This window comes from Flavobacterium tructae, assembly GCF_001853485.1.
GTDB lineage: Bacteria > Bacteroidota > Bacteroidia > Flavobacteriales > Flavobacteriaceae > Flavobacterium > Flavobacterium tructae.
In genome coordinates this window covers 223960-246446 of record NZ_MIKE01000024.1, presented here as the reverse complement: position 1 = coordinate 246446, position 22487 = coordinate 223960, and the positions used below count along the sequence as shown (strand labels likewise).

At 37.1% G+C, this 22487-nt stretch carries 17 protein-coding genes; 13 read left to right on the top strand and 4 right to left on the bottom strand.

The window, feature by feature from the left end; all coding sequences use genetic code 11:
- Positions 1–60: 60 nt before the first annotated feature.
- From BHE19_RS14740 to recF, 3 genes are all read right to left on the bottom strand, one after another.
- Positions 61–738 carry a DUF2461 domain-containing protein gene (locus tag BHE19_RS14740; protein ID WP_070907779.1) on the bottom strand — a complete coding sequence of 226 codons (678 nt, stop codon included), beginning with the start codon at positions 736–738 and terminating at the stop codon, positions 61–63.
- Positions 739–748: 10 nt separating this feature from the next.
- Entirely contained in the window at positions 749–1447 is a 699-nt protein-coding gene (locus BHE19_RS14735; protein WP_070907778.1) for a thioredoxin domain-containing protein, read from the bottom strand.
- A 107-nt stretch (positions 1448–1554) separates the two neighbouring features.
- Positions 1555–2649 carry a DNA replication/repair protein RecF gene (recF, locus tag BHE19_RS14730; protein WP_070907777.1) on the bottom strand — a complete coding sequence of 365 codons (1095 nt, stop codon included), beginning with the start codon at positions 2647–2649 and terminating at the stop codon, positions 1555–1557.
- Positions 2650–3047: 398 nt separating this feature from the next.
- On the opposite strand from recF, the gene BHE19_RS14720 reads away from it, so the two are divergent.
- From BHE19_RS14720 to BHE19_RS14695, 6 genes are all read left to right on the top strand, one after another.
- A complete protein-coding gene (locus BHE19_RS14720) occupies positions 3048–3827 on the top strand; it encodes a tetratricopeptide repeat protein (RefSeq protein WP_017494854.1) in 780 nt (259 codons plus the stop codon).
- Between the two features lie 76 nt (positions 3828–3903).
- Positions 3904–4476 (top strand): 6,7-dimethyl-8-ribityllumazine synthase, encoded by a 573-nt coding sequence (gene ribH, locus BHE19_RS14715; RefSeq protein ID WP_017494853.1) that lies wholly within the window; start codon positions 3904–3906, stop codon positions 4474–4476.
- A gap of 218 nt (positions 4477–4694) precedes the next feature.
- Positions 4695–6641, top strand: coding sequence for a DNA mismatch repair endonuclease MutL (mutL, locus tag BHE19_RS14710; RefSeq protein ID WP_070907775.1), 1947 nt, complete (start codon positions 4695–4697; stop codon positions 6639–6641).
- Positions 6641–7453, top strand: coding sequence for a rhomboid family intramembrane serine protease (locus BHE19_RS14705; protein ID WP_070907958.1), 813 nt, complete (start codon positions 6641–6643; stop codon positions 7451–7453). The genes mutL and BHE19_RS14705 overlap by 1 nt, the downstream gene beginning before the upstream one ends.
- A 43-nt stretch (positions 7454–7496) precedes the next feature.
- Entirely contained in the window at positions 7497–8360 is an 864-nt protein-coding gene (locus BHE19_RS14700; RefSeq protein WP_017494850.1) for a rhomboid family intramembrane serine protease, read from the top strand.
- A gap of 48 nt (positions 8361–8408) precedes the next feature.
- On the top strand, positions 8409–9425 hold the full coding sequence (locus tag BHE19_RS14695; RefSeq protein WP_089059949.1) for an endonuclease/exonuclease/phosphatase family protein: 1017 nt from the start codon (positions 8409–8411) through the stop codon (positions 9423–9425).
- 190 nt (positions 9426–9615) lie between these two features.
- Here the strand turns inward: BHE19_RS14695 and BHE19_RS14690 are convergent, their stop codons facing one another.
- Positions 9616–10461 (bottom strand): AraC family transcriptional regulator, encoded by an 846-nt coding sequence (locus BHE19_RS14690; protein ID WP_017494848.1) that lies wholly within the window; start codon positions 10459–10461, stop codon positions 9616–9618.
- 178 nt (positions 10462–10639) lie between these two features.
- Between BHE19_RS14690 and BHE19_RS14685 the strand changes: the two genes are divergently transcribed.
- The 7 genes from BHE19_RS14685 (at position 10640) to BHE19_RS14655 (ending at position 22479) form a co-directional block, all read left to right on the top strand.
- Positions 10640–11554, top strand: coding sequence for a dihydrodipicolinate synthase family protein (locus BHE19_RS14685; RefSeq protein WP_070907957.1), 915 nt, complete (start codon positions 10640–10642; stop codon positions 11552–11554).
- 85 nt (positions 11555–11639) lie between these two features.
- On the top strand, positions 11640–13226 hold the full coding sequence (locus BHE19_RS14680) for an aldehyde dehydrogenase (NADP(+)) (RefSeq protein WP_070907773.1): 1587 nt from the start codon (positions 11640–11642) through the stop codon (positions 13224–13226).
- Positions 13227–14237 (top strand): 4-hydroxyproline epimerase, encoded by a 1011-nt coding sequence (locus BHE19_RS14675; protein WP_017494845.1) that lies wholly within the window; start codon positions 13227–13229, stop codon positions 14235–14237. It abuts the gene before it with no gap.
- A gap of 72 nt (positions 14238–14309) precedes the next feature.
- Positions 14310–15545 carry an NAD(P)/FAD-dependent oxidoreductase gene (locus tag BHE19_RS14670; RefSeq protein WP_070907772.1) on the top strand — a complete coding sequence of 412 codons (1236 nt, stop codon included), beginning with the start codon at positions 14310–14312 and terminating at the stop codon, positions 15543–15545.
- A gap of 3 nt (positions 15546–15548) precedes the next feature.
- Positions 15549–16844: an aminopeptidase P family protein gene (locus BHE19_RS14665; RefSeq protein WP_070907771.1), complete on the top strand. Its 1296-nt coding sequence runs from the start codon at positions 15549–15551 to the stop codon at positions 16842–16844.
- A gap of 3 nt (positions 16845–16847) precedes the next feature.
- Entirely contained in the window at positions 16848–19010 is a 2163-nt protein-coding gene (locus BHE19_RS14660) for a S9 family peptidase (RefSeq protein ID WP_070907770.1), read from the top strand.
- Positions 19011–19272: 262 nt separating this feature from the next.
- On the top strand, positions 19273–22479 hold the full coding sequence (locus BHE19_RS14655) for a SusC/RagA family TonB-linked outer membrane protein (RefSeq protein ID WP_070907769.1): 3207 nt from the start codon (positions 19273–19275) through the stop codon (positions 22477–22479).
- Positions 22480–22487 lie beyond the last annotated feature (8 nt).

Here is a 22487-nt window from a genome sequence, read left to right as displayed (position 1 = left end):
TTTTTGGCCACGAATTCACGAATTAATTTAAAAAATTTGTGAATTCGTGGCGGTTTTTCTCTAAAATTCCTCAGTGTCTAAGGCGCGATTAAAGAATTCGTTTAAAGGTTTTAAAGCGATGAGTTTTTGACTCATTTTCGAAACGAAGTCTTTTTGAGTCACTTCGTCGATGTTATATTTTTGGGTAGCGGTAAAGCTTTTTAATTTTAAAAACGCAATGGCAGGATGGTCTTTTTCATACCCTCTTGGCGGGTTTTTGAGAGTGCTGTTTTCGTTGATATCCAGGCTGCCAAATTCCTTTTTGAAGTTTTTATCTGCCAGTATCGCTTCCAGGTCTTCATGGAAAAAAGCAATTTCTTTGCGTATTTTTTTTAGATCTTCGGCTTCAGGCGAATAAAATCCTCCCGCAATAAAACTGGCTCCTTTTTCAATATGTACATAATATCCGGCTCGGTTGAGGCCTTTGACGGCTGAAGACATCCAGATTCCTAAATGTGCTTTGTATGGTGATTTGTCTTTAGAAAACCGAATATCACGATTGATCCTGAAAGTACAGTTTTTGACTTCTAATAGTTCCAGTGCCGGATCCAGAGGTTTCATTACATCCAGTAAATCACTAACTAATTGGTGATAATCTTTTTTGAAAACTTCATATCGTTTCTTGTTGTCCAGAAACCAATCCCGATTGTTGTTGTTCTTTAAATCGTCTAAAAATTGCAATGATTCTCTCGTTAACATATTTTCTCTGTTATTGCAGTTGTTTTTTTAAGTCTTCTTCTTTGATGAAGCCGATGTTTTTCCATTTTTCGGCTTTGTTTTCATATAAAATCATAGTAGGGAGCTGTTCGATTTTCATCTGAGTTGCTAAAGTTTCGTTTTTGTCCACATCAATACGAATGATAACCACTTTGTCTGCCATTTCTTTTTGCATTTTCAAAAGGTACGGTTCCATTTGTTTGCAGGGACCACACCATTCTGCATAAAAATCTACCAGAACTTTTTTATCCGTCTTTAGTAAATTGTTAAATTCATCGATTGTTATTCCTGCGTGAGCTGTTGAAGGTTTAGAAAAACCTTCTGCGTTCCATTTCATGATGCCGCCTTCTAATTCATAGATGGTGGTAAAGCCCAATTCGTTAAGTTTCGAAGCTGCTTTTTTACTTCTTCCGCCGCTTAAACAATATACAAAAACGGGTTTTGATTTGTCGTAAGCCGCGACTTTGGTTTCAAAATCATCACCGTTCCAGTTTACATTCACCGCATTGTCAATATGATTGGATTCAAATTCTTCCGGAGTTCGAACATCCAGTATTTGAGCATTTTCGGTTGTTTTAATTTTTTCGGCAAAATCCTTCGGAGTAATTTCTTCAATAATACCGGATTTTTTTTCGTTGCAGGAAATGAATACGACCGAAAGTATAAGGAATAGAATTTTAGTGAACTTCATAAGGTTGTGTTTAAAAAATAGAATTGCTAAAATAATGATTTTTAATTAGTCAATTAGTTAATGAGATAAATCAAAATCATTATTTAATTATCTCATTGACACATTATCTAATTGGCGTAATTGTCTAATTTAAATATTTTGTAACTCTGATGCGTCGATTTTACAATAGCTTCGGTACGTTCAGGATGCGTGTCTGAGATAAAAAGCTGTCCGAAAGTTTCGCTGTTAACCATTTCGATAATTTTAGCCACACGGGTTTCATCTAATTTGTCAAAAATATCATCAAACAACAGCAGCGGTTTTACGCCGCTTTGTTTTTTTAAAAACTCAAATTGAGCCAGTTTCAAAGCAATCAGGAAAGATTTTTGCTGCCCTTGAGATCCGAATTTTTTAATAGGATGTGAATCAATTTCAAAGGAGAGGTCATCTTTGTGGATGCCTACGCTTGTGTATTGTAATGCCCGGTCTTTGTTGATGTTCTCCTTAAGCAGAGTCAATAAGTCTTTTTCAAACAAATTACTTTCGTAAACCAACTGTACGGTTTCTTCCGATCCGGTTATGGCCTGATGGTGTACATTAAATATAGGTATAAATTGTTCCAGGAAATTTTTTCGTTTCTCGAATATCGATTGACCAAAAGTATTCAGCTGTTCGTTGTATATGGATAAAGTATCATTATCAAAAGTATGGTTCAGTGCAAAATATTTCAACAGTGCGTTACGCTGTACAATTACTTTCTGATATTGAATGAGCTGATGCAAGTAAGTGGAGTCCAATTGCGAAATCACACTGTCCATAAACTTACGGCGCGTTTCGCTTCCTTCCACAATTAAATCACGGTCGGCCGGAGAAATAATAACGAGCGGAATAAATCCGATATGATCAGAGAATTTATCGTAAGCTTTGCCGTTTCTTTTTAAAACCTTTTTCTGTCCTTTTTTTAAACTGCAGACAATCTGTTCGGTCCTGTCGTTTTTTTCTAATTCGGCATCGATTACAAAAAACTCTTCTCCGTGTTTGATATTTTGAACGGCTAAAGGATTGAAGTAGCTTTTCCCGTAGGCCAGATGATAAATCGCATCAAGCACATTGGTTTTTCCAATTCCGTTTTTGCCGACAAAACAATTGATCTTGCGGTCGAAATCAAAATTGATTTCGGAGAAGTTTTTATAATTGAATAAAGAAATTTTGTTTAAATACATTTTTTTGGAAACTCTAAGGGAAAAATAGGATGTTTATTAATTAGACCTCGCGTTACTGGTTTCTTTTGCCGCAGATTAAATGATTTTTAAAAGATTTCTTTGTTAAATCCAGCATGATAATTTTGTAATCTGTGAGAATCTGTGAAATCTGTGGCAAAAAATCTAGTTAATAGCCAAGGAAAATCCTGTTTTGAACAGCAAAAATTTGAGGGTGCAAATTATCGAAAATTATCGATATAAAAGGCTTTTGATCGGTTTGAAGCGGAATTATTTTCAGCTTGAGAAGGAAGGACTTGCTGTTGATGAAATTATTTTTTTTAAAATAGTGATAAAATTGATTTTTTTTACGTCGGTTTCAATAAAAATTTTATTTTTGCCGTTCACTAAATTAATTTTAAATGGCAACTTACAATAAAAGAGGATATAAAGCACCAAAAGAGAAAGAAGTTAAAGAAGTAAATGAGGAAACACAAGTAGTTATTGACGAGAAAGACAGTACAACGGCAGGTGTTTTTTCAAAGTTAGATGAAACTGCTTCAAAAACTGAGGATTGGGTAGCTAAAAATCAAAAAATCATTATTGGTTTAGTTGCTGGTATTGCAATTGCTACTATAGGATATTTAGCGTATCAGAAATTTGTTGAAAATCCTAAGCAGGATGAGGCTGCAAGCGAAATGTTTGTTGCTCAGCAAAACTTCGAGAAAGCGACTAATGGTGTAGCAAGTGATTCTCTGTACAAATTGGCTTTAAATGGTTCTGAAGGTAAATTCGGTTTCGTTAAAATCGCTGATGAATATTCAGGGACTGACGCCGGAAATTTAGCGAACTATTACGCAGGTATTGCTTCTTTGAACATTGGTAAATACGATGATGCAATTAAATATTTAGGAGAATTTAAATCAAAAGAAGCTATTGTAGGAGCTTTGGCAATTGGTGCTATTGGAGATGCTTATTCTCAAAAGAACCAACAAAAAGAAGCTTTAGACTATTACGTGAAAGCAGCTGAATCTAATAAAAATGATTTCACTACTCCTCGTTTCTTGTTAAAAGCAGGTAAAACAGCTTTGGCTTTAGGTCAAAAAGAAGATGCTTTGAAGTACTTAACAGATATCAAAGACAACTACGACGCAACTCCGGAAGCTGCTGCTGTTGATGTATTGATCGGATTAGCACAATAAATTTAATTGCAGAGTTCAGATTTAGATTTTAGATTCGTATTTTAGCAATCTAAAATTTATACTCTAAAATATACAGATGGCTACTCAAAATAAAAATTTATCAGAATACGATAAAAACACAATCCCAAATGCGAAAGATTTTCGATTTGGGATTGTTGTTTCTGAATGGAATGAAACGGTTACCGAAGGACTTTATAATGGCGCTTTTGACGCTCTAACAGATTGTGAAGTTCCGGCTCATCAAATTATCCGCTGGAATGTTCCGGGGAGTTTTGAGCTTGTTTATGGTGCCAAGAAAATGCTGCAAACGCAAAACGTTGATGCGGTAATTGTAATTGGATGTGTGATTCAGGGAGAAACAAAACACTTTGATTTTGTATGTGAAGGTGTTACTCAGGGCATAAAAGATTTGAATGTTCAGACTGATATTCCGGTTATTTTTTGTGTTTTAACAGACAATAACATGCAGCAGTCCATTGACAGAAGTGGAGGAATTCACGGAAACAAAGGAACTGAAGCGGCAATCGCAGCAATCAAAATGGCTTATATTCGCCAACAGGCTTCTATGTCACACCCGTTCAATCAACCATTGTTGTCTTCAGGAGCACTTCAGATCGAAGATAAGCCAAGAAAAATTGAGAACGAATAAAACACAATTGTTTTAATAATACTAAAACCTATACTGTGTAAAATAGTATAGGTTTTTTGTTTTTTTTATGATAGCTGTTGTTTAAAAAGCCAACAGAAATTCATTAAATTTGTACACCTTGGTTTCAAAAACCAGAATTGAAATAATAATATTACCCTGAGATTTTACGGATTATTTTCGATAAAAATCGATGGACAACCTTTAACCCAAATTTTTTAATGTCGAGTATCATTCAATTACTTCCTGATCACGTTGCGAATCAAATTGCTGCCGGAGAGGTGGTTCAAAGACCTGCTTCGGTTGTAAAAGAGCTGTTAGAAAATGCTGTTGATGCGAAAGCAACTGACATTAAATTGATTATTAAAGATGCCGGAAAATCATTAGTTCAGGTTATCGATAATGGAATGGGGATGAGTGTAACTGATGCACGTTTGTGTTTTGCACGTCATGCTACCTCAAAAATACGCCAGGCCGAAGATCTTTTTTCGCTTCATACTAAAGGGTTTCGTGGAGAAGCATTGGCTTCTATTGCTGCGATTGCGCACATGGAAATGAAAACGAAACAGGATCAGGAAGAACTGGGGACGCATATTGTAATTGAAGGAAGTAAATTTGTGTCGCAGGAAGAAGCTGTTTTGCCTAAAGGAACTTCTTTTGCGGTTAAAAATTTATTTTTTAATATTCCTGCACGTCGTAATTTCTTAAAATCGGATACGGTGGAATTTCGCCATGTTATGGACGAGTTTCAGCGTGTGGCAATGGCGCATCCTAATATTCATTTTACCTTTTACCACAATGGAAGCGAATTGTATAATTTGCCTGCGGCAGGTTATCGTCAGCGAATTGTGGGAATCATGTCCGGGAAAACCAATGAAAAATTAGTTCCGGTCAGTGAAGATACAGAGATCATTAACGTTCAGGGATTTGTTTGCAAGCCAGAGTTTGCAAAGAAAAGCAGAGGAGAACAATTCTTTTTTGTAAACGATCGTTTCATTAAAAGCGGTTATCTGCATCATGCAGTAATGGCGGCTTATGACGGACTATTGAAAGACGGTTCGCAGCCAAGTTACTTTTTATATTTGAAAGTTCCGCCCAATACGATTGATATCAATATTCATCCTACCAAAACAGAAATTAAGTTTGATGATGAGCAGGCCTTGTACGCTATTTTAAGAGCCTCTATAAAACACAGTTTGGGGCAGTTTAATGTCGCACCGGTTTTAGATTTTGAGCGTGACGCCAATTTAGATACTCCATATCATTATAAAGATTTAGAAGCCGAAACTCCAACGATTCAGGTTGACGGGACTTTTAACCCGTTTACAGATGATAAAACCAATCAGCATTATGCAAAATCGGGATCAGGTTCCGGTTTTAGCTCAGGATCTGGTTCGGGGTCAAATTCAGGTTCAGGTTCAGGCTCAAGTTATAGCTCAGGAGCAAATTCTTATTCCGGTTATTCTAAAAGAGTCGAGCCAACGGCAAGCTGGGAAAGTTTGTATACTGGTTTAGAGACAGAAAGTATCGAAAGTTCACCGTTTACCTTCGAAAACGAAGAAGTGACCTCTTCCTTATTTAACGATAATGAAATTGAACAAGCGAGTCAGGGAACGTATCAGATTCATAAAAAATATATAGTCTCACCAATTAAATCCGGAATGGTGATTGTCGATCAGCAAAGAGCACATCAGCGTATTTTGTACGAGCAGTTTTTGTTGAATATGACCGTTAATCAGGCCTCTAGTCAGCAATTATTGTTTCCGTTGAACTTATTTTATTCTTCGGCTGAAATGAAACTGATCGAAGAACTGAAACCTTCTTTAGAAACAACCGGTTTCGTTTTTGATGAAGCTCAAACTGATCATATTGTGATTTCCGGAATTCCGGTAAACATTACCGAAAGCGAAGTCTCTCTGGTTATCGAACAATTATTAAGTGATTTGCAGGACGGAATTCCGGCCAACAGTTACAGTCAGAATGATACCATTGCTAAATCAATGGCTAAAAGTTTAGCGGTTAAAACCGGATCGTATTTAACCGAAAAAGAACAGGACAATCTGGTTAACGGATTATTTGCCTGCAAAGATCCAAACATTTCACCTTTTCAAAAACCTACCTTCATCACGATGCGTGTAGAAGATATAGATAAAAAGTTTGCCTTATGATGAACAACATGACTCCTGTCGTAAAACAACTGCTTATAATTAATATCATATTTTTTATTGGTGCGCAGTTAGTGCCTGTTTCCGAGCAGTTTTTTGCACTATTTTTTCCGGAAAGCGATTTTTTTAAACTTTGGCAGCCCATAACACACATGTTTATGCATGGCGGTATTTTGCATATTGCCTTTAATATGTTTGCGATGGTTTCTTTCGGATCGGCCTTGGAACATTTTTGGGGAGGAAAGAAGTTTATTTTCTTTTACATTTCCTGTGGATTAGGTGCCGCTTTATTGCAAATAGGGGTAAATTATTTGCAATTCCAGGCAGCTTTAGAGCCGGTAAGAAGCTTAGGGTTATCAGATGCCACATTACATCAGATCTTAAATGTAAATTTTAGTGACGGGTCGGGTTTTAGATCCGATTTGTTTTTTGATCAAATTAAGCCAATATTGGAAGGGGTTGGAAAGACCAATCTTACTGAAGAAGGATTTAAAGGATTATTTAATGCTTCTATAATTACTCAGGTACCAATGGTAGGAGCTTCAGGTGCTATTTACGGACTTTTGGTGGCTTTTGCTTTTATGTTTCCAAATGCTGAGCTTGCATTGATGTTTATACCAATTCCGATTAAGGCGAAATATTTTGTACCAGGAATTTTAGCCATTGATTTGTTTTTAGGTTTCAAAGGAGATTCTATATTTGGAGGAGGAGGTACAGGGGTCGCTCACTTCGCTCATATTGGAGGTGCGGTCATTGGGTACTTTATGATGTGGTACTGGAAAAAAAATCAGTTTAATAACAATCGTTGGAATTAATTTTTAACTTTAATATTGCAAATAAAAACTAAAGAAAGCTTTTATGAACATTCTGGATGATTTAAAATTACAATATCGATTAGGCGGAATAGCCATGCGTGTTATTTTTTGGAACATTGGTTGTTTCCTGATTTCATTAGTGCTATTCTATAACTTTTCTACAGCTCAGTTTGCTTTTCCGAACTGGCTGGCATTGTCATCAGATCCTGCCGTTTTTATGTTCAAGCCCTGGACATTTTTAACGTATGCTTTCTTTCATTATGGCTTTCTGCATTTATTGTTTAATATGATGGTGTTGAATTTTGCGAGTCAGTTGTTCCTGACTTTCTTTACTCAAAAACAATATCTCGGACTGTATATTTTAGGAGCCATTTTTTCAGGGATTGTTTTTGCACTCAGTTTTTATTTTTTAAATATTTCGGCGCCTATAGTAGGAGCTTCGGCTGCAATTATGGCAATCCTGATGGGTGTTACCACCTATCAGCCATTGATGAATGTGCGTTTACTGCTTATAGGCAATGTAAAGCTTTGGCACATTACAGCTGTGATTCTGGTTCTTGATTTAATGCAGTTTCGTTTAGACAATACCGGAGGACATATCTCGCATTTGGCAGGAGCTTTCTTTGGATTCCTTTTTATCAAGCTGCTTCAAAACGGTACAGATCTTAGTAAAATTGTTTCCAGAACATTAGATTTCTTTGCCAATCTGTTTAAAAAATCCCCATCGACCCCATTCACAAAAGTTCATAAAAATTACAAAAAACCTACTGAAAAAGTGACGTCAAGAATTGTTACGAAAGACAAAACGCAACAACAAATTGATGAAATTTTAGACAAAATCAGCCAGTCCGGCTATGATTGTCTGACAAAAGAAGAAAAAGAGTTTTTATTTAAAGCTGGAAAATAATCGTTTTAGGCCCGCAATATGAAAAACCTTTCATGGTTTAATAAAATAATGTTCTTTTTGAATATAGTGCTAACTGTACTGACCTTTAGTATTTATATTTTACCATTTCTGGCACCAAAGAGTTTTCCGCTTCTATCGGTCTTAACGCTCTTTATGCCGGCTTTCTTCGTTCTCAATGGTTTGTTCTTTGTCTATTGGGGAATTCAGTTTAAAAAACGTCTTATTTTATCCGGTTTGGTATTGTTAACCGGAATTACTTTTATCAGTAAATTTTATAAATTCTCGACAAAAGAATATGTTAGGGACGAGAGAGATTTCTCGGTAATGAGCTATAATGTGCGTCTTTTTAATGTCTTTAAATGGCTCGACCGCGACGATATTCCTTCCAATATAAAAGCTTTTATCGACGAAAAAGATCCAGATATTCTGTGTATTCAGGAGTATTCCAACTCGGCTCATCTGGATTTGAAAGTGTATCCGCATCGTTACATTTTCATCGAGGGAAATAAAATTAAAACCGGTCAGGCGATCTTTTCAAAATTTCCTATTATTAATCAGGGAAATATCATCTTTCCAAACTCAGATAATAACGTAATCTATGCCGATATTAAAAGAGGTAAAGAGGTTATTCGGGTGTACAACATGCACCTGCAGTCTATAAAAATTTCGCCGGATGTAAGTGATATTTCAGATAATATTGATCATGTCAATCAGGAAAAATCGCAGTTAATTTATACCCGAATCAGTAAAGGATTTAGACAACAGCAAGAACAAGCCGAGATATTTAAAGAAAATATCAAACAATGCAAAAACCCGATTATTATTTGTGGAGATATGAATAATAGTCCGTTTTCATATGTTTACCGAAATATCAAAGGAAAACTCAAGGATGCCTTTGAAGAAGCCGGAGAAGGATTTGGAGCTACCTATAAGTTTCGTTATTATCCGGCACGTATTGATTATATTTTTACGGATAGTAAAATGAAAGTCAAACAATTTGAAAGTTTTTCCGACTTCGAAAACTCAGATCATTATCCTATTATGACGAGGCTTTCAATTGAGTAGCGTTTTTAGGATCGCGTAAGGAGCGAGAATGTTTAACCGCAAAGGACGCAAGGAATTTTTACTTATTAGATTTTATATAAACGCAAGGTTCGCAAAGCTTTATCTTATTGCTTTGCGAACCTTGCGTTTATATGTGTAAACTTAGACAAAAAAACTTTGCGTCCCTTGCGGTTAAGCCACAGTAAACTACTTATAGATTCAGTTTTCGGTATTGCAATGGAGAGGTTTGTTTGAGTTCTTTAAACTTTCTGTTGAAATTGGAGATGTTGTTAAAGCCGCATAATTCGGCAATTTCGAGAACCGAAAGTTCGCTGTTGTTGGCCAGCAGTTTGGAAGCGTGTTCGATTCTCACTTCGATTAAAAACTGGAAAAAGGACTTGTTGGTCCGGACTTTAAAATACCGGCAGAACGCATTTTTAGTCATATTGGCAATCGAAGCAATCTCATCCAGGTTAATGTTTTTTTGGTAGTTGGTCATTACATGTTCAAATACCGTCTGCATTCGTTTACCTTCATTATCTGTGATTTTTTTATCGTACAAATGGTTGGAGAGCTGTTCTCTCTCGCTGTTAGAAAGCCACTTTATGATTTCCAGAAACAAAATGAAGCGTTCGTAGTTGTCTGATTTGTTTAGTTTTTTAAAAGATTTGACGATTTTTTTAGGGGGATTGTGGGTGATAAATCCATTTTTGCTGTTTTCTAAAAAAGGCTGGATGTTTTTGAAAGTGGTTAGCGAGAAAAAATCTTTTCCAAATGAGTTTGTGGTAAAGAATAAGGTACGCATAATGGAAGATTCATTATCATATACTTCACTTCTGAAAACATGAGGTAAATTGCTTCCAATCATTAAGATATCGCCTTCGCGGTAATGCGAGATGGTATCTCCGGCAAATATGGCACCCTGTCCTTTTTCGATAAAACTAATTTGTATTTCTTCGTGCTGATGGAGTTTGTCGTAAAAAACGATCTCTCTATCCTCTTGATATATAAGAGGATCTTCTCCCGATTTAGGGATTTTAAATGGAAAAACTTTCATGGTTGGTCAAGGTTAGTTCATTCAAATATATTTTATTTTGTCAAAAAAATAGCAATATATTAATTGGTTTTTTGTGTAATCAGTTTATATAGGGTAATATAGTATTGTTTTGAGGTAATTTTTAAGCCTCTTGCTTTGTTCAATATAAATAATTTTGGTTTTAATTAAAATCGATATTATGAGTATTCAATGGAAAGGCGTTATGCCGGCAGTAACAACCAAATTTACTGCAGATGATAAATTAGACTTCGGAATGTTTGAAGTTAACTTAAAAGCACAATTAGAAGCAGGTGTTGAAGGAATAATTCTGGGCGGAACATTAGGAGAAGCCAGTACTCTTTTGGAAGAGGAGAGAAGAGAATTGGTAAAAAATACGGTTAGCCTGGTAAACAATCAGGTACCGGTAATTATGAATATTGCAGAGCAAACTACACGTGCCGCAATTTTAGCAGCCAATAAAGCCGAACAAGATGGAGCAAAAGGATTGATGATGCTGCCTCCAATGCGTTACAAAGCTTCTGATTTTGAAACGGTAACGTATTTTTCTGAAGTCGCAAAAAATACATCACTTCCAATAATGATATACAATAATCCGGTAGATTATAAAATTGAAGTTACATTGGATATGTTTGAAGAACTGTTGAAGTTTGATAACATTCAGGCAGTAAAAGAATCAACAAGAGATATTTCAAATGTAACGAGAATGATTAACCGTTTCGGTGATCGATTAAAGATTTTATCAGGAGTAGATACACTGGCTTTAGAGAGTTTGCTGATGGGGTCTGACGGATGGGTTTCAGGTCTGGTGTGTGCTTTTCCAAAAGAAACTGTTGCGATATACAAATTAGCCAAAGCCGGAAGAATTGATGAGGCTTTGAAAATATACAGATGGTTTCTTCCTTTATTAGAATTAGACATTAATTCATTTTTAGTACAAAATATTAAGCTTGCAGAAGTAGCAACAGGTATCGGGACAGAATATGTTCGCGCACCAAGATTACCGCTTCAAGGAGCTGAAAGAGAAAAAGTTTTAGATATTATTGCCAAATCCTTAGCATCAAGACCAACTTTGCCTGATTATAAAAACTTGTAACAGTAAGTAAGCTGATACAATTGGTTTTACAAATTTCTTCTTTTAAGAATTGTAAAGTATTTATTCAAACAACAAAAAAAGAAATATGATTACAGGAAAAAATTACGTGGGAAGTACACTAAAAGCTGGGGGCAATAAAACATTTAAAACATTTAATCCGCAGCAGAATGTCGAAAATCCCTGGGTTTTTACAGAAGCAACTCATGAAGAAATTGAAGAAGCAGTTGCTTTGGCTCATCAGGCATTTGGAACGTATAAAAAATGTTCCGGTTTAGAAAGAGCCGGTTTTTTAAATGCTATCGCTGACGAAATCGTAGCTTTAGGAAATGATTTGTTAGTTCAGTATTGCAGTGAATCCGGCTTTCCAATGGGCAGAGCGGAGGGGGAGCGCGGAAGAATGGTTGGTCAACTACGCGCGTTTGCCCAAATGCTCATTGAAGGGAGCTGGGTTCAGGCTGCAATTGATACGGCAATAACAGACAGGGTTCCTGCACCAAAAGAAGATTTGCGTAAAATTTTGGTACCCCTTGGCCCGGTGGTGGTTTTTGGGTCCAGTAATTTTCCGTTTGCATTTTCAACAGCTGGTGGAGATACCGCTTCAGCATTAGCGGCGGGTTGTCCTGTGATTGTAAAAAGTCATTCGATGCATGTGGGAACAGGCGAAATGGTTGCTTCGGCTATTATAAAAGCAGCACAAAAAACAAATATGCCAGAGGGTGTTTTCTCCAATCTTATTGGTGGGGGAACAACTCTTGGAACTGCATTGGTGAAACATCCGTTGGTAAAAGCAGTTGGTTTTACCGGAAGTATCCGTGCCGGAAGAGCCTTGTTTGATTTGGCAGCACAGCGACCGGAGCCAATTCCGGTTTTTGCCGAGATGGGAAGTGTAAATCCTGTGGTGCTTTTGCCAAATGCTGTAAAGGTAAACAGTCAAAAATGGGCTACAGCTTATGCAGGATCTATCACGCTTGGAGCAGGTCAGTTTTGTACCAATCCAGGATTACTGTTTGGAATTAAAGGAGCTGAGTTAGATAAATTCTCAGAAGAATTAACTCAGGCCATTGAAAAAATAGAACCATTTTGTATGTTGCATCCTTCAATGAAAGAAGGTTTTGAAGAAGGATCAGCAACTATGTTGGCACAGAAAGGTGTTGCAAAAATTGCAGAATACAAAGGTGACGCGGCATCTAATTACGGAGTACAGAAAGTTTTAACCGTGGACGGTAAAACTTTTTTAGAGAATAAAATCTTAAGTCATGAGGTTTTCGGACCTGTTTCGGTACTGGTGCAATGCGATGATGAACAACAATTGCTGACGATTATCAATCAATTGGACGGGCAGTTGACAGGTACTATTATTGGAGAGCCTGAGGAATTGAAAAATCAGGACGAATTAATTGCAGCGATGCAGAGTAGAGTGGGACGATTGATTTTTAACGGTGTTCCTACAGGAGTTGAAGTTTGTCCTTCAATGATTCACGGAGGGCCTTACCCTGCTTCTTCTGATTCGAGATTTACTGCCGTTGGAATTCATGCGGTTTATCGCTGGGTTCGACCGTTTAGTTATCAGAATTGGCCCAATGAATTATTACCTGCAGAATTGCAAAACGAGAATCCATTACAGATTTTAAGAACCTTAAATAATATTCAAACAAAATCCCAGATAGCATAAATGGTAAAGAAGACTTTTTTTTGTGTAGATGCACACACTTGCGGGAATCCTGTAAGAGTGGTGGCAGGCGGTGGGCCTAATTTGACTGGCGCTAACATGAGCGAAAAACGTCAGCATTTTTTAAAAGAATTTGACTGGATCCGCAAAGGACTAATGTTTGAACCCCGCGGACATGATATGATGAGCGGAAGTATTTTATATCCGCCAAGCGATCCTGCCAATGATTTTGGAATTTTGTTTATCGAAACTTCCGGTTGCCTGCCAATGTGCGGCCACGGAACCATTGGTACCATTACCATTGCCATTGAAGAAGGTTTGATAACCCCAAAAATACCGGGAAAAATAAGAATGGAAGCTCCTGCCGGTCTTGTGAATATTGAGTACCAGCAAACCGGAAACAAAGTCGACTGGGTACGTCTGACCAATGTAAAGTCCTATTTGGCAGCAGAAGGATTAACTATTGATTGTCCTGAACTGGGAGAAATTACTTTTGATGTGGCATACGGAGGGAATTATTATGCGATTGTGGATCCACAGGAAAACTTTTCAGGTATTCAGAATTTTTCGGCAGGTAAAATTATCCAGTTGAGTCAGGAAGTTCGAAAGAGAATTAATGCCAAATATCCGGACTATTTTATCCATCCGGAAAATGATACCATTCGTGATGTGAGTCATATGCTTTGGACGGGAGAGCCTTTAGATCCGACATCGTCAGGTCGAAATGCTGTTTTCTATGGAGACAAAGCCATCGATCGTTCTCCTTGTGGTACCGGAACATCAGCAAGAATTGCACAGCTGCATGCCAAAGGGAAACTTAAAGTAGGAGAAGATTTTATTCACGAAAGTTATATTGGCAGTAAGTTCATTGGAAAAGTGGTGGAGGAAACTTCAATTGGAGAGATTCCTGCGATTGTACCAAGTATTCAGGGCTGGGCAAAAGTATACGGTTACAACACCATCATCATCGATGAAGCAAATGATCCGTATGCTCATGGTTTTCAGGTAATTTAAAAAATATTAAAAATTTAGATTCATTGAAGGAGGATAAGATTCTTCTTCAATGAATTTTTTAATTTCGTACAAATGAAAAGAATAAGTATAGTTGGAGGAGGTATAATAGGCTTGTGTACCGCTTATTATCTGGCTAAAGAAGGATATGAGGTAACTATTTTTGATCAGTCTCCTATGGATGACGGTTGTTCTTATGGAAATGCCGGAATGATTGTTCCGTCGCATATTATTCCGTTGGCACAGCCCGGTATGATTGCTCAGGGAATCAAATGGATGTTCGACAGTCAGAGTCCGTTTTATGTAAAACCGAGATTAGATGCCAATCTGATGAAATGGGGGCTGCAGTTTTACAAACATGCCAATGAAAGACATGTTGCAAATGCGATGCCGGCATTGCGTGATTTGTCACTGCTGAGTAAAGAATTGTATCAGGATTTTGCCAGAGAAAACAATTCGTTTTTCTACGAAGAAAAAGGACTTCTGATGTTGTATAAAACCGATAAAGTAGCACATGAAATGTTTCATGAAGGACGAGAAGCCGAAAAACTGGGTTTAAAAGTAGATTATCTTTCTGCGGCAGCAGTTGCAAAATTAGAGAACGGTACTAAAACCGATATTTTAGGAGGGATACACTATAAAGGCGATGCCCATTTGTACCCGCAGAAATTCATGCAGTTTATCAAAGAAGAATTAAAGCGTTTAAAAGTAGAAATTCACTCCGGCACAACAGTACAGGATTTTACTTTCGATCATCATAAAATTACAAAGGTCGTAACAGATAAAGGTGCATTTAGCACAGATGAAGTTGTGCTGGCGGCTGGTTCCTGGAGTCCTTCATTGGCTAAAAAACTCGGGATATCGGTTTCTATTTTACCGGGAAAAGGATACAGTTTTACACTGAAGGATCAAGATCACAAACCTTCGATTCCTTCGATTCTATGTGAAGGAAAGGTAGCCGTAACCCCTATGAACAATGATATTCGTTTTGGGGGAACGATGGAGATTACCCATACTGGAGATACCAAAATCAATAAGAACAGATTACAGGGAATCATCAACAGTATCAATGAGTTTTATCCCGATATGCAGGTAGGAATGCCTGAAAATAAGGATACCTGGTTTGGTTTCAGACCTTGTACACCTTCGGGAATGCCAATCATTACGCGTGCCAAAAAAGTTGTAAATTTGACTTTCGCCACCGGACATGCGATGATGGGTTTAAGCCTTGCACCAGCCACCGGAAAAATAATCACAGAGATTATTTCAGGCAAAAAAACTTCGGTTGATACTAAAATGTTTCAATTATAAATTATGAGATACGATTCAATTCCGGCTTCTTTATTCGAAAATAACCGTAAGAGGTTTATCGAAAAAATGCAGACTAACAGTTTGGCTATTCTTACTTCAAACGATGTGATGCCCAATAATACAGATGATGTTATGGGGTTTGCGCAAAATAATGATTTGTTTTATCTGTCCGGAATTGAGCAGGACGAAACCATTTTGGTACTTTATCCCGATGCTTTTAAAGAAGAAAACAGAGCTATTTTATTTGTAAAAGAAGTCACTGAACATACATTAATCTGGGATGGAGATTTCTTGACCAAAGAAAAAGTTACGGCGCTTTCCGGAATTAAAAATGTAAAATGGATACACGAATTTGAAAAAGCCCTACAGCTGTTTGCCTTTGAGGCCGATGCCATTTATCTGGGGCACAACGAGCACATTAAAAGAATAACTTCGGAAATGAATACCCGTCAGGATCGAATGATTCAGTGGTGCAAACAAAAATATCCGTTGCATCACTACGAACGTGTAGCCAAAATAACAAGAGAGCTGCGTCCAATAAAATCAGCAGAAGAAATTGCTTTAATTCAAAAAGCAGTGGTAATAAGTATCGAAGGATTCAAAGCATTGTTAAAAGCAGTAAAACCTAATGTAAAAGAATACGAACTGGAAGCTGAGCTGGCGTACCATTACATCAAAAACGGAGGAAATCGTCATGCCTTCAAACCTATTATCGCTTCGGGTAAGAATGCCTGTGCTTTACATTACAATACCAATGATTCGGTTTGTCAGGACGGCGATATGCTTTTGGTCGATTTTGGGGTTTGTTATGGCAATTATAATTCCGATACTACGCGCTGTCTTCCGGTAAACGGAAAATTTTCTCCTCGTCAGAAAGAAGTTTACCAATCCGTTTTGCACTGTTTGAAAGAAGGATCAAAATTTTTAAAACCGGGTGTTTTATCGAAAGAATACGAATTGCAGATGGCAAGTCTGGTGGAAGCCGAACTGGTAAAATTAGGTTTGATTACTTTGGAAGAAATTGAAGCGCAAGACCCCGAAAATCCTGTGTATAAAAAATACTTCATGCACGGAACGGCTCATTTTTTAGGACTGGATGTTCATGATGTGGGATTGTATTCCAAACCTTTTGAAAAAGGAATGGTGCTTACCTGCGAACCCGGAATTTATATTCGGGAAGAAGGAATTGGCTGCCGACTGGAAAATGATTATTTGTTAACCGAAGACGGAAACATTAATTTATCTGAAGGATTGCCTATTGAAATTGAAGAAATAGAACAGCTATTAAATACTAAATAAACCATGATTAAAAAACACTTCTTACTACTTCTTTTGGTTTGCTCGGGCATTTGGGCTCAAAAGGATATTGATATTAACGAATTAAAGTGGCTGCCCAATTCACATTCGTTTTGGGTAAATTCCGGAAAGGATATTTTGGTATATGATGTGGATAAACTCAATCAGAATACCACTGTTTTAACCCAACAACAGCTCACAACAGCAGGTTTTAACGGAGAAGTAGAAGAATTAGTCTGGAACCAGAATAAAACTAAAGTTCTGGTGTATACCAACTCAAAAAAAGTATGGAGAGCCAATACCAGAGGTGACTATTGGTTTTTTGACTTAACCACCGGAAAAGGAAGAAAATTAGGAGCTAGTTTAGAAGAGTCTTCCTTGATGTTTGCCAAATTTTCTGCGGATAACGAAAATGTAGCTTACGTTTCAAAACACAATATTTACCTTGAAAATCTGGCGTCAGGAAAGATTACCGCTTTAACAACAGATGGAACTGATAAAGTAATCAATGGAACTTTTGACTGGGTTTACGAAGAAGAATTGGCTGCGCGTGACGGATTTCGCTGGAGTCCTGATGGTAAAAGTATTGCTTTTTGGCGTGTAGATGCTTCGGAGACAAAGTTTCACTTAATGATTAACAATACAGCTGCTCTATACCCATTTGTAGTTCCGGTAGAATATCCAAAAGCTGGAGAAAAACCTTCTGCTGTAAAAATTGGAGTTATTGATATCACTTCTTTAAAAACCAACTGGCTTGATATTCCGGGAGAACCGGATAATAATTATTTGGTTCGTATGGAATGGATAGCTAAAAATGAGGTAATGGCCATACAATTGAATCGAAATCAAAATCAGGTTTCGATTTACAATTGCAATACACAATCCGGGAAGGCAACTTTGGTATATCAGGAAAAGTCAGCAGAATGGATTGATGTTTTTGATATTTCCTCTGGCGTGTACGATGGTTTCCCATGTCAGTTTGTAGACAATGGTAAATCTTTTTTATGGAGTTCAGATGCCGATGGCTGGATGCATGTGTACAAAATAAGCCGTGACGGAAAAAAGAAAGAACTGATCACAACCGGAAATTTCGATGCTTATTTTAAAGCCTATAATGACAAGACAAAATCAATTTATTATATCGCAAGTCCAAAAGATGCTACGCAGCGTTATCTGTATGAGACGAATATTAATTCACTTAAAACCAAAAGAATAACTCCGGAAGTATTTGAAGGAACTAATGAATATGAGTTTTCGACAGACGGATCGTACGCTAAACACACCAATTCTAATATCAATCGCGATTTTAATGTACGTTTGGTTTCACTTTCCGATCATAAAAAAATACTGCCAAAAGAGGCTGATGTTTTTGTAAAACCAACACGTGACTTTTCATTAGAGAAATTCAAAGTAGCCACTGTCGACGGAGTTGAAATCGATGGAATCATGGCAAAACCTCTTGATTTTGATCCGACAAAAAAATACCCGGTGTTCTTTTATGTTTATGGAGAGCCAATGGCTTCGGTAGCGAATGACATGCCTTATTTTAATGGATTTATTGATTTGTTGATTCCGAAAGGATACATTGGGATTGCCATGGACAACAGAGGAACTCCGGTTTTGAAAGGAAGAAAATGGAGAAAATCAATCTATAAAAATATTGGAATCATCAACACCCGTGATCAGGCTATGGCGGCCAAAGAAGTACTGAAATGGAACTTTATTGATACGAACAGAGTGGCCATACACGGATGGAGCGGAGGAGGAGCCGTAACTTTGAACCTGATGTTTCAGTACCCTGAAATATACAAAACCGGTGTAGCAATTGCAGCAGTTACTGATCAGCATTTTTACGATAATATTTACACCGAACGTTATATGGGATTGCCGGACGAAAATGAAGCCGCCTACATTCAGGCTTCACCCGTAACACACGCAAAGAACTTAAAAGGAAATTTGCTTTACATTCACGGAACCGGCGATGATAATGTGCACTATAAAAATGCAGAAGTTTTGATTGATGAACTGATAAAATACGACAAAATTTTTAATTTAATGATCTACCCAAATCGTACGCACAGCATTCATGAAGGCGAAGGAACCCGAAAACATTTAGTCGATACTTTTATAAAATTTATTGAAGAAAAGTGTCCTCCGGGAGCGAAATAAAATCATTTTAAAAGCATAAAAAAAGGGAGAATTTCTGAAAAAAGGATTTCTCCCTTTTTTTATGGTCTAAAATCAATTAAAAAAGTATAAAAAGTAAGAAAATAAGCACGTATGTTGCGCGAATTTGAAAGGGTAAGATAATACATGTAAAATATTAAATGTGTAACAAAAGGGTAATATAATAGGTTTTTGCGATAATATATTATCATAAAAATTATCAAAAAAGCAAAACATTTGCCAATACTAATTATAAAACCATTTTATGAAATTCAAGTTTTTTCAAAGAAAAACGGTAGTACTTTTTTTTGTACTGCTAGCACAATTTGCGCTCGCACAGGAGCGGGTTGTATCGGGAATTGTTTCAGATAATGCAGGCTTACCTTTACCGGGTGCGAGTGTATTGATCAAAGGAACAAAAACAGGAGCTCAAACTGATTTTGACGGTAAATATTCTATAAAGACAAGTCAAAATGCTGTTTTAATCTTTAATTATATTGGCATGAAGGCTGTAGAGGTAACCGTTACGGGGAACACTGCCAATGTTTCTTTATCCCCTGCTTCAGAGCAGCTGCAGGAAATTGTCGTTACCGCTCTGGGGTTGAAAAGAGAAAAGAAATCTTTGGGATATGCCACTCAGGAAATTAAAGGAGAAGACCTGACCAAAGTAAACAATGGTAACGTTGCCAATGCGATTTCAGGTAAAATTGCCGGTGTACAAATCAGACGTAACAATAATATTGGAGGTTCAACGAATGTGGTGATTCGTGGTACTACTTCCTTAACTGGAAATAATCAGGCGTTATGGATTGTAGACGGTATTCCGTTGAATAATGACAATACCAATAGTGCCGATCAGAAAAGCGGAGGTAACACAGGAGGATACGATTACGGAAATGCCGCTTCGGATATTAATCCTGACGATATCGAAACGATGAACGTACTGAAAGGAGCTGCAGCTTCTGCTTTGTATGGTTCAAGAGCTTCAAACGGGGTGATCCTTGTAACACTAAAAAAAGGAAGTAAATCTAAAGGAGGTTTAGGCGTAAGTTTTAGCTCCGGAGTAACTGTTGGTGTAGTCGATAAAAAAACATTACCGGAGTATCAAAATCAGTACGGTGGTGGATATGGTGACTTCTATGGCACAGTAGATTTAGGAAGTGGAGTACATCCGTATGCTGCAACCGATGATGCTTCATGGGGACCTAAATTTGATCCTAGTTTGTTAGTGTACAACTGGAGTTCTTTCTACCCTGAATTACCGGGTTACGGAAAAGCTACTCCCTGGACAGCAGTAAAGAAAAATCCAAATGATTTTTATCAAAAGAGTTTAACGTTTATTAATAATATCGCTTTTACCGGATCAGGTGAAAAAGGAGATTTCAGATTTGGTTATACGAACTATAACATGAATCAGGGGATTTTGCCAAACAGTAACAATCGTAAAGACAATTTTAACTTCTCAGGAAGCTATAACATTCTGCCTAAAACTAAAATTTCGGCATCGGCCAATTATTTAAAAGCAAATGCGAAAGGAATGAATGAGACTGGTTATGGTGACGGTGGAAATAACTATCTGAGCAGTATCAGACAATGGTATTCTACAAGTGTAGATTTTCAGGATTTAAAAGATGCTTATGACCTTACAGGAAAAAATACAACTTGGAGTGTTGGAGGACCAAATGATTTAACATTGCAGTTTCATGACAATCCTTATTTTCAAAGATACAACAATTACAATACTTTAGATCGTGATCGTTTTTTCGGAAACTTTGCTTTGAGTACACAAATCACCGATTGGTTTGATGTTACAGGTAAGGGTGCTGTAGATACCTATAGTCAGTTACAGGAAGAGCGCATTGCTGTGGGATCAAAAAGAACACCAAATGCACTTGGACAGTATACCAGATTTGATAAAACGTTCAGAGAGATCAACTTCGATTTGATCATGAATTTTAAAACCAATATTACAGACGGAATTAAGTTCAACGGAATGCTTGGAGCTAATTCAAGACGTTCAGTGAGTAAGTCAATTTTTGCAGCAACAAATGGCGGACTGGTAGTGCCTGGGATTTATGCTTTGAGTAATTCTATTGATAAAATCAACAGCCCTGGTGAGTCAGAAGTAGCTATCGGTACCAACAGTGTTTATGCTAATGCGAGTTTCAATTTTATGGAAACTTATTTCTTAGAGGGAAGTTATCGTGTAGATAAGTCTTCAACGTTACCATCAAGTAATAGTACTTATACGTACCCTTCGATTACAGGAACCTATATCTTTAGTAACCACATTAAAACAAATTGGTTGTCTTTTGGAAAACTTCGTTTGAATTATGCAGAAACAGGTAATGATGCTCCGTTTGCTGTGATTGCAGCAACTTACCCAAAAGGTGATAATTTTGGACCTGACGGAATTCGTTTCTCTACAGAAAACAATAAAAGTAACTCTAATTTAAAAAGTGAGTTGACAAGAGGTGTTGAAGCCGGTATAGAACTTAAATTGTTCAATAATCGTGTAGGTCTTGATTTCTCTTACTACAAAAGTAATACAACCAACCAGATTCTTTCAGTTGAAACACCTACACAAACCGGATACACCAGAGCCTGGATAAACGGAGGAGATGTTCAGAATAAAGGATATGAGGTGACCTTGTCTGTAATTCCGGTAAAAACAGCCAATTTTAGTTGGGAAGCAAAAGTAAACTGGTCTACCAATAAAAATGAAGTAATTTCATTAGGAGGAGCTGACAGAATTTCGTTAGGATCTTTCCAGGGAGTAGGATATGTTGCTGAGGTTGGAAAACCAATTGGACAGTTGATCGGTTCCGGATTTACTTATTTAAACGGAGAAAAAGTAATTCGTTCAAACGGAAGATATTTACAAACGGCCGGAGCAACAATTGGGGATATAAATCCGGATTGGATTGGTGGTTTGAACAACGTAATTACGTATAAAAATTTCTCATTGAACTTTTTGATTGATGTGAAAAAAGGAGGAGACGTTTATTCATTAGACCAACGTTTCGGACATACTACAGGTATTTATGAAAGTACGGTTTCGAACAATCATTTAGGAAATCCACAAAGAAATCCGATCGCAAGCGGCGGAGGGATTCTGTTGTCTGGGGTTAAAGAAGACGGAACTCCAAATGATAAAGTGGTAAGTGTAGAAGGAGCAAATGGATATTCATTTTACAATTCCATGCCGGAACAGCAATATGTTTACGATGCTTCTTATGTGAAATTACGTGAATTAGGATTAAGCTACAGATTGCCATCAAAATTCCTTGCAAAGACTTTTATCACTAATATGATTTTGTCAGTTAATGGAAGCAACTTATGGATCATTCATAAAAATTTACCTTATGCTGATCCGGAAGCGGGACTTTCTTCAGGAAATCTTCAGGGCTTTCAAACCGGAGTTTTGCCTACCTCAAAAGAGTATAACTTTAATATGAAAGTTCAATTCTAAAAACAAAA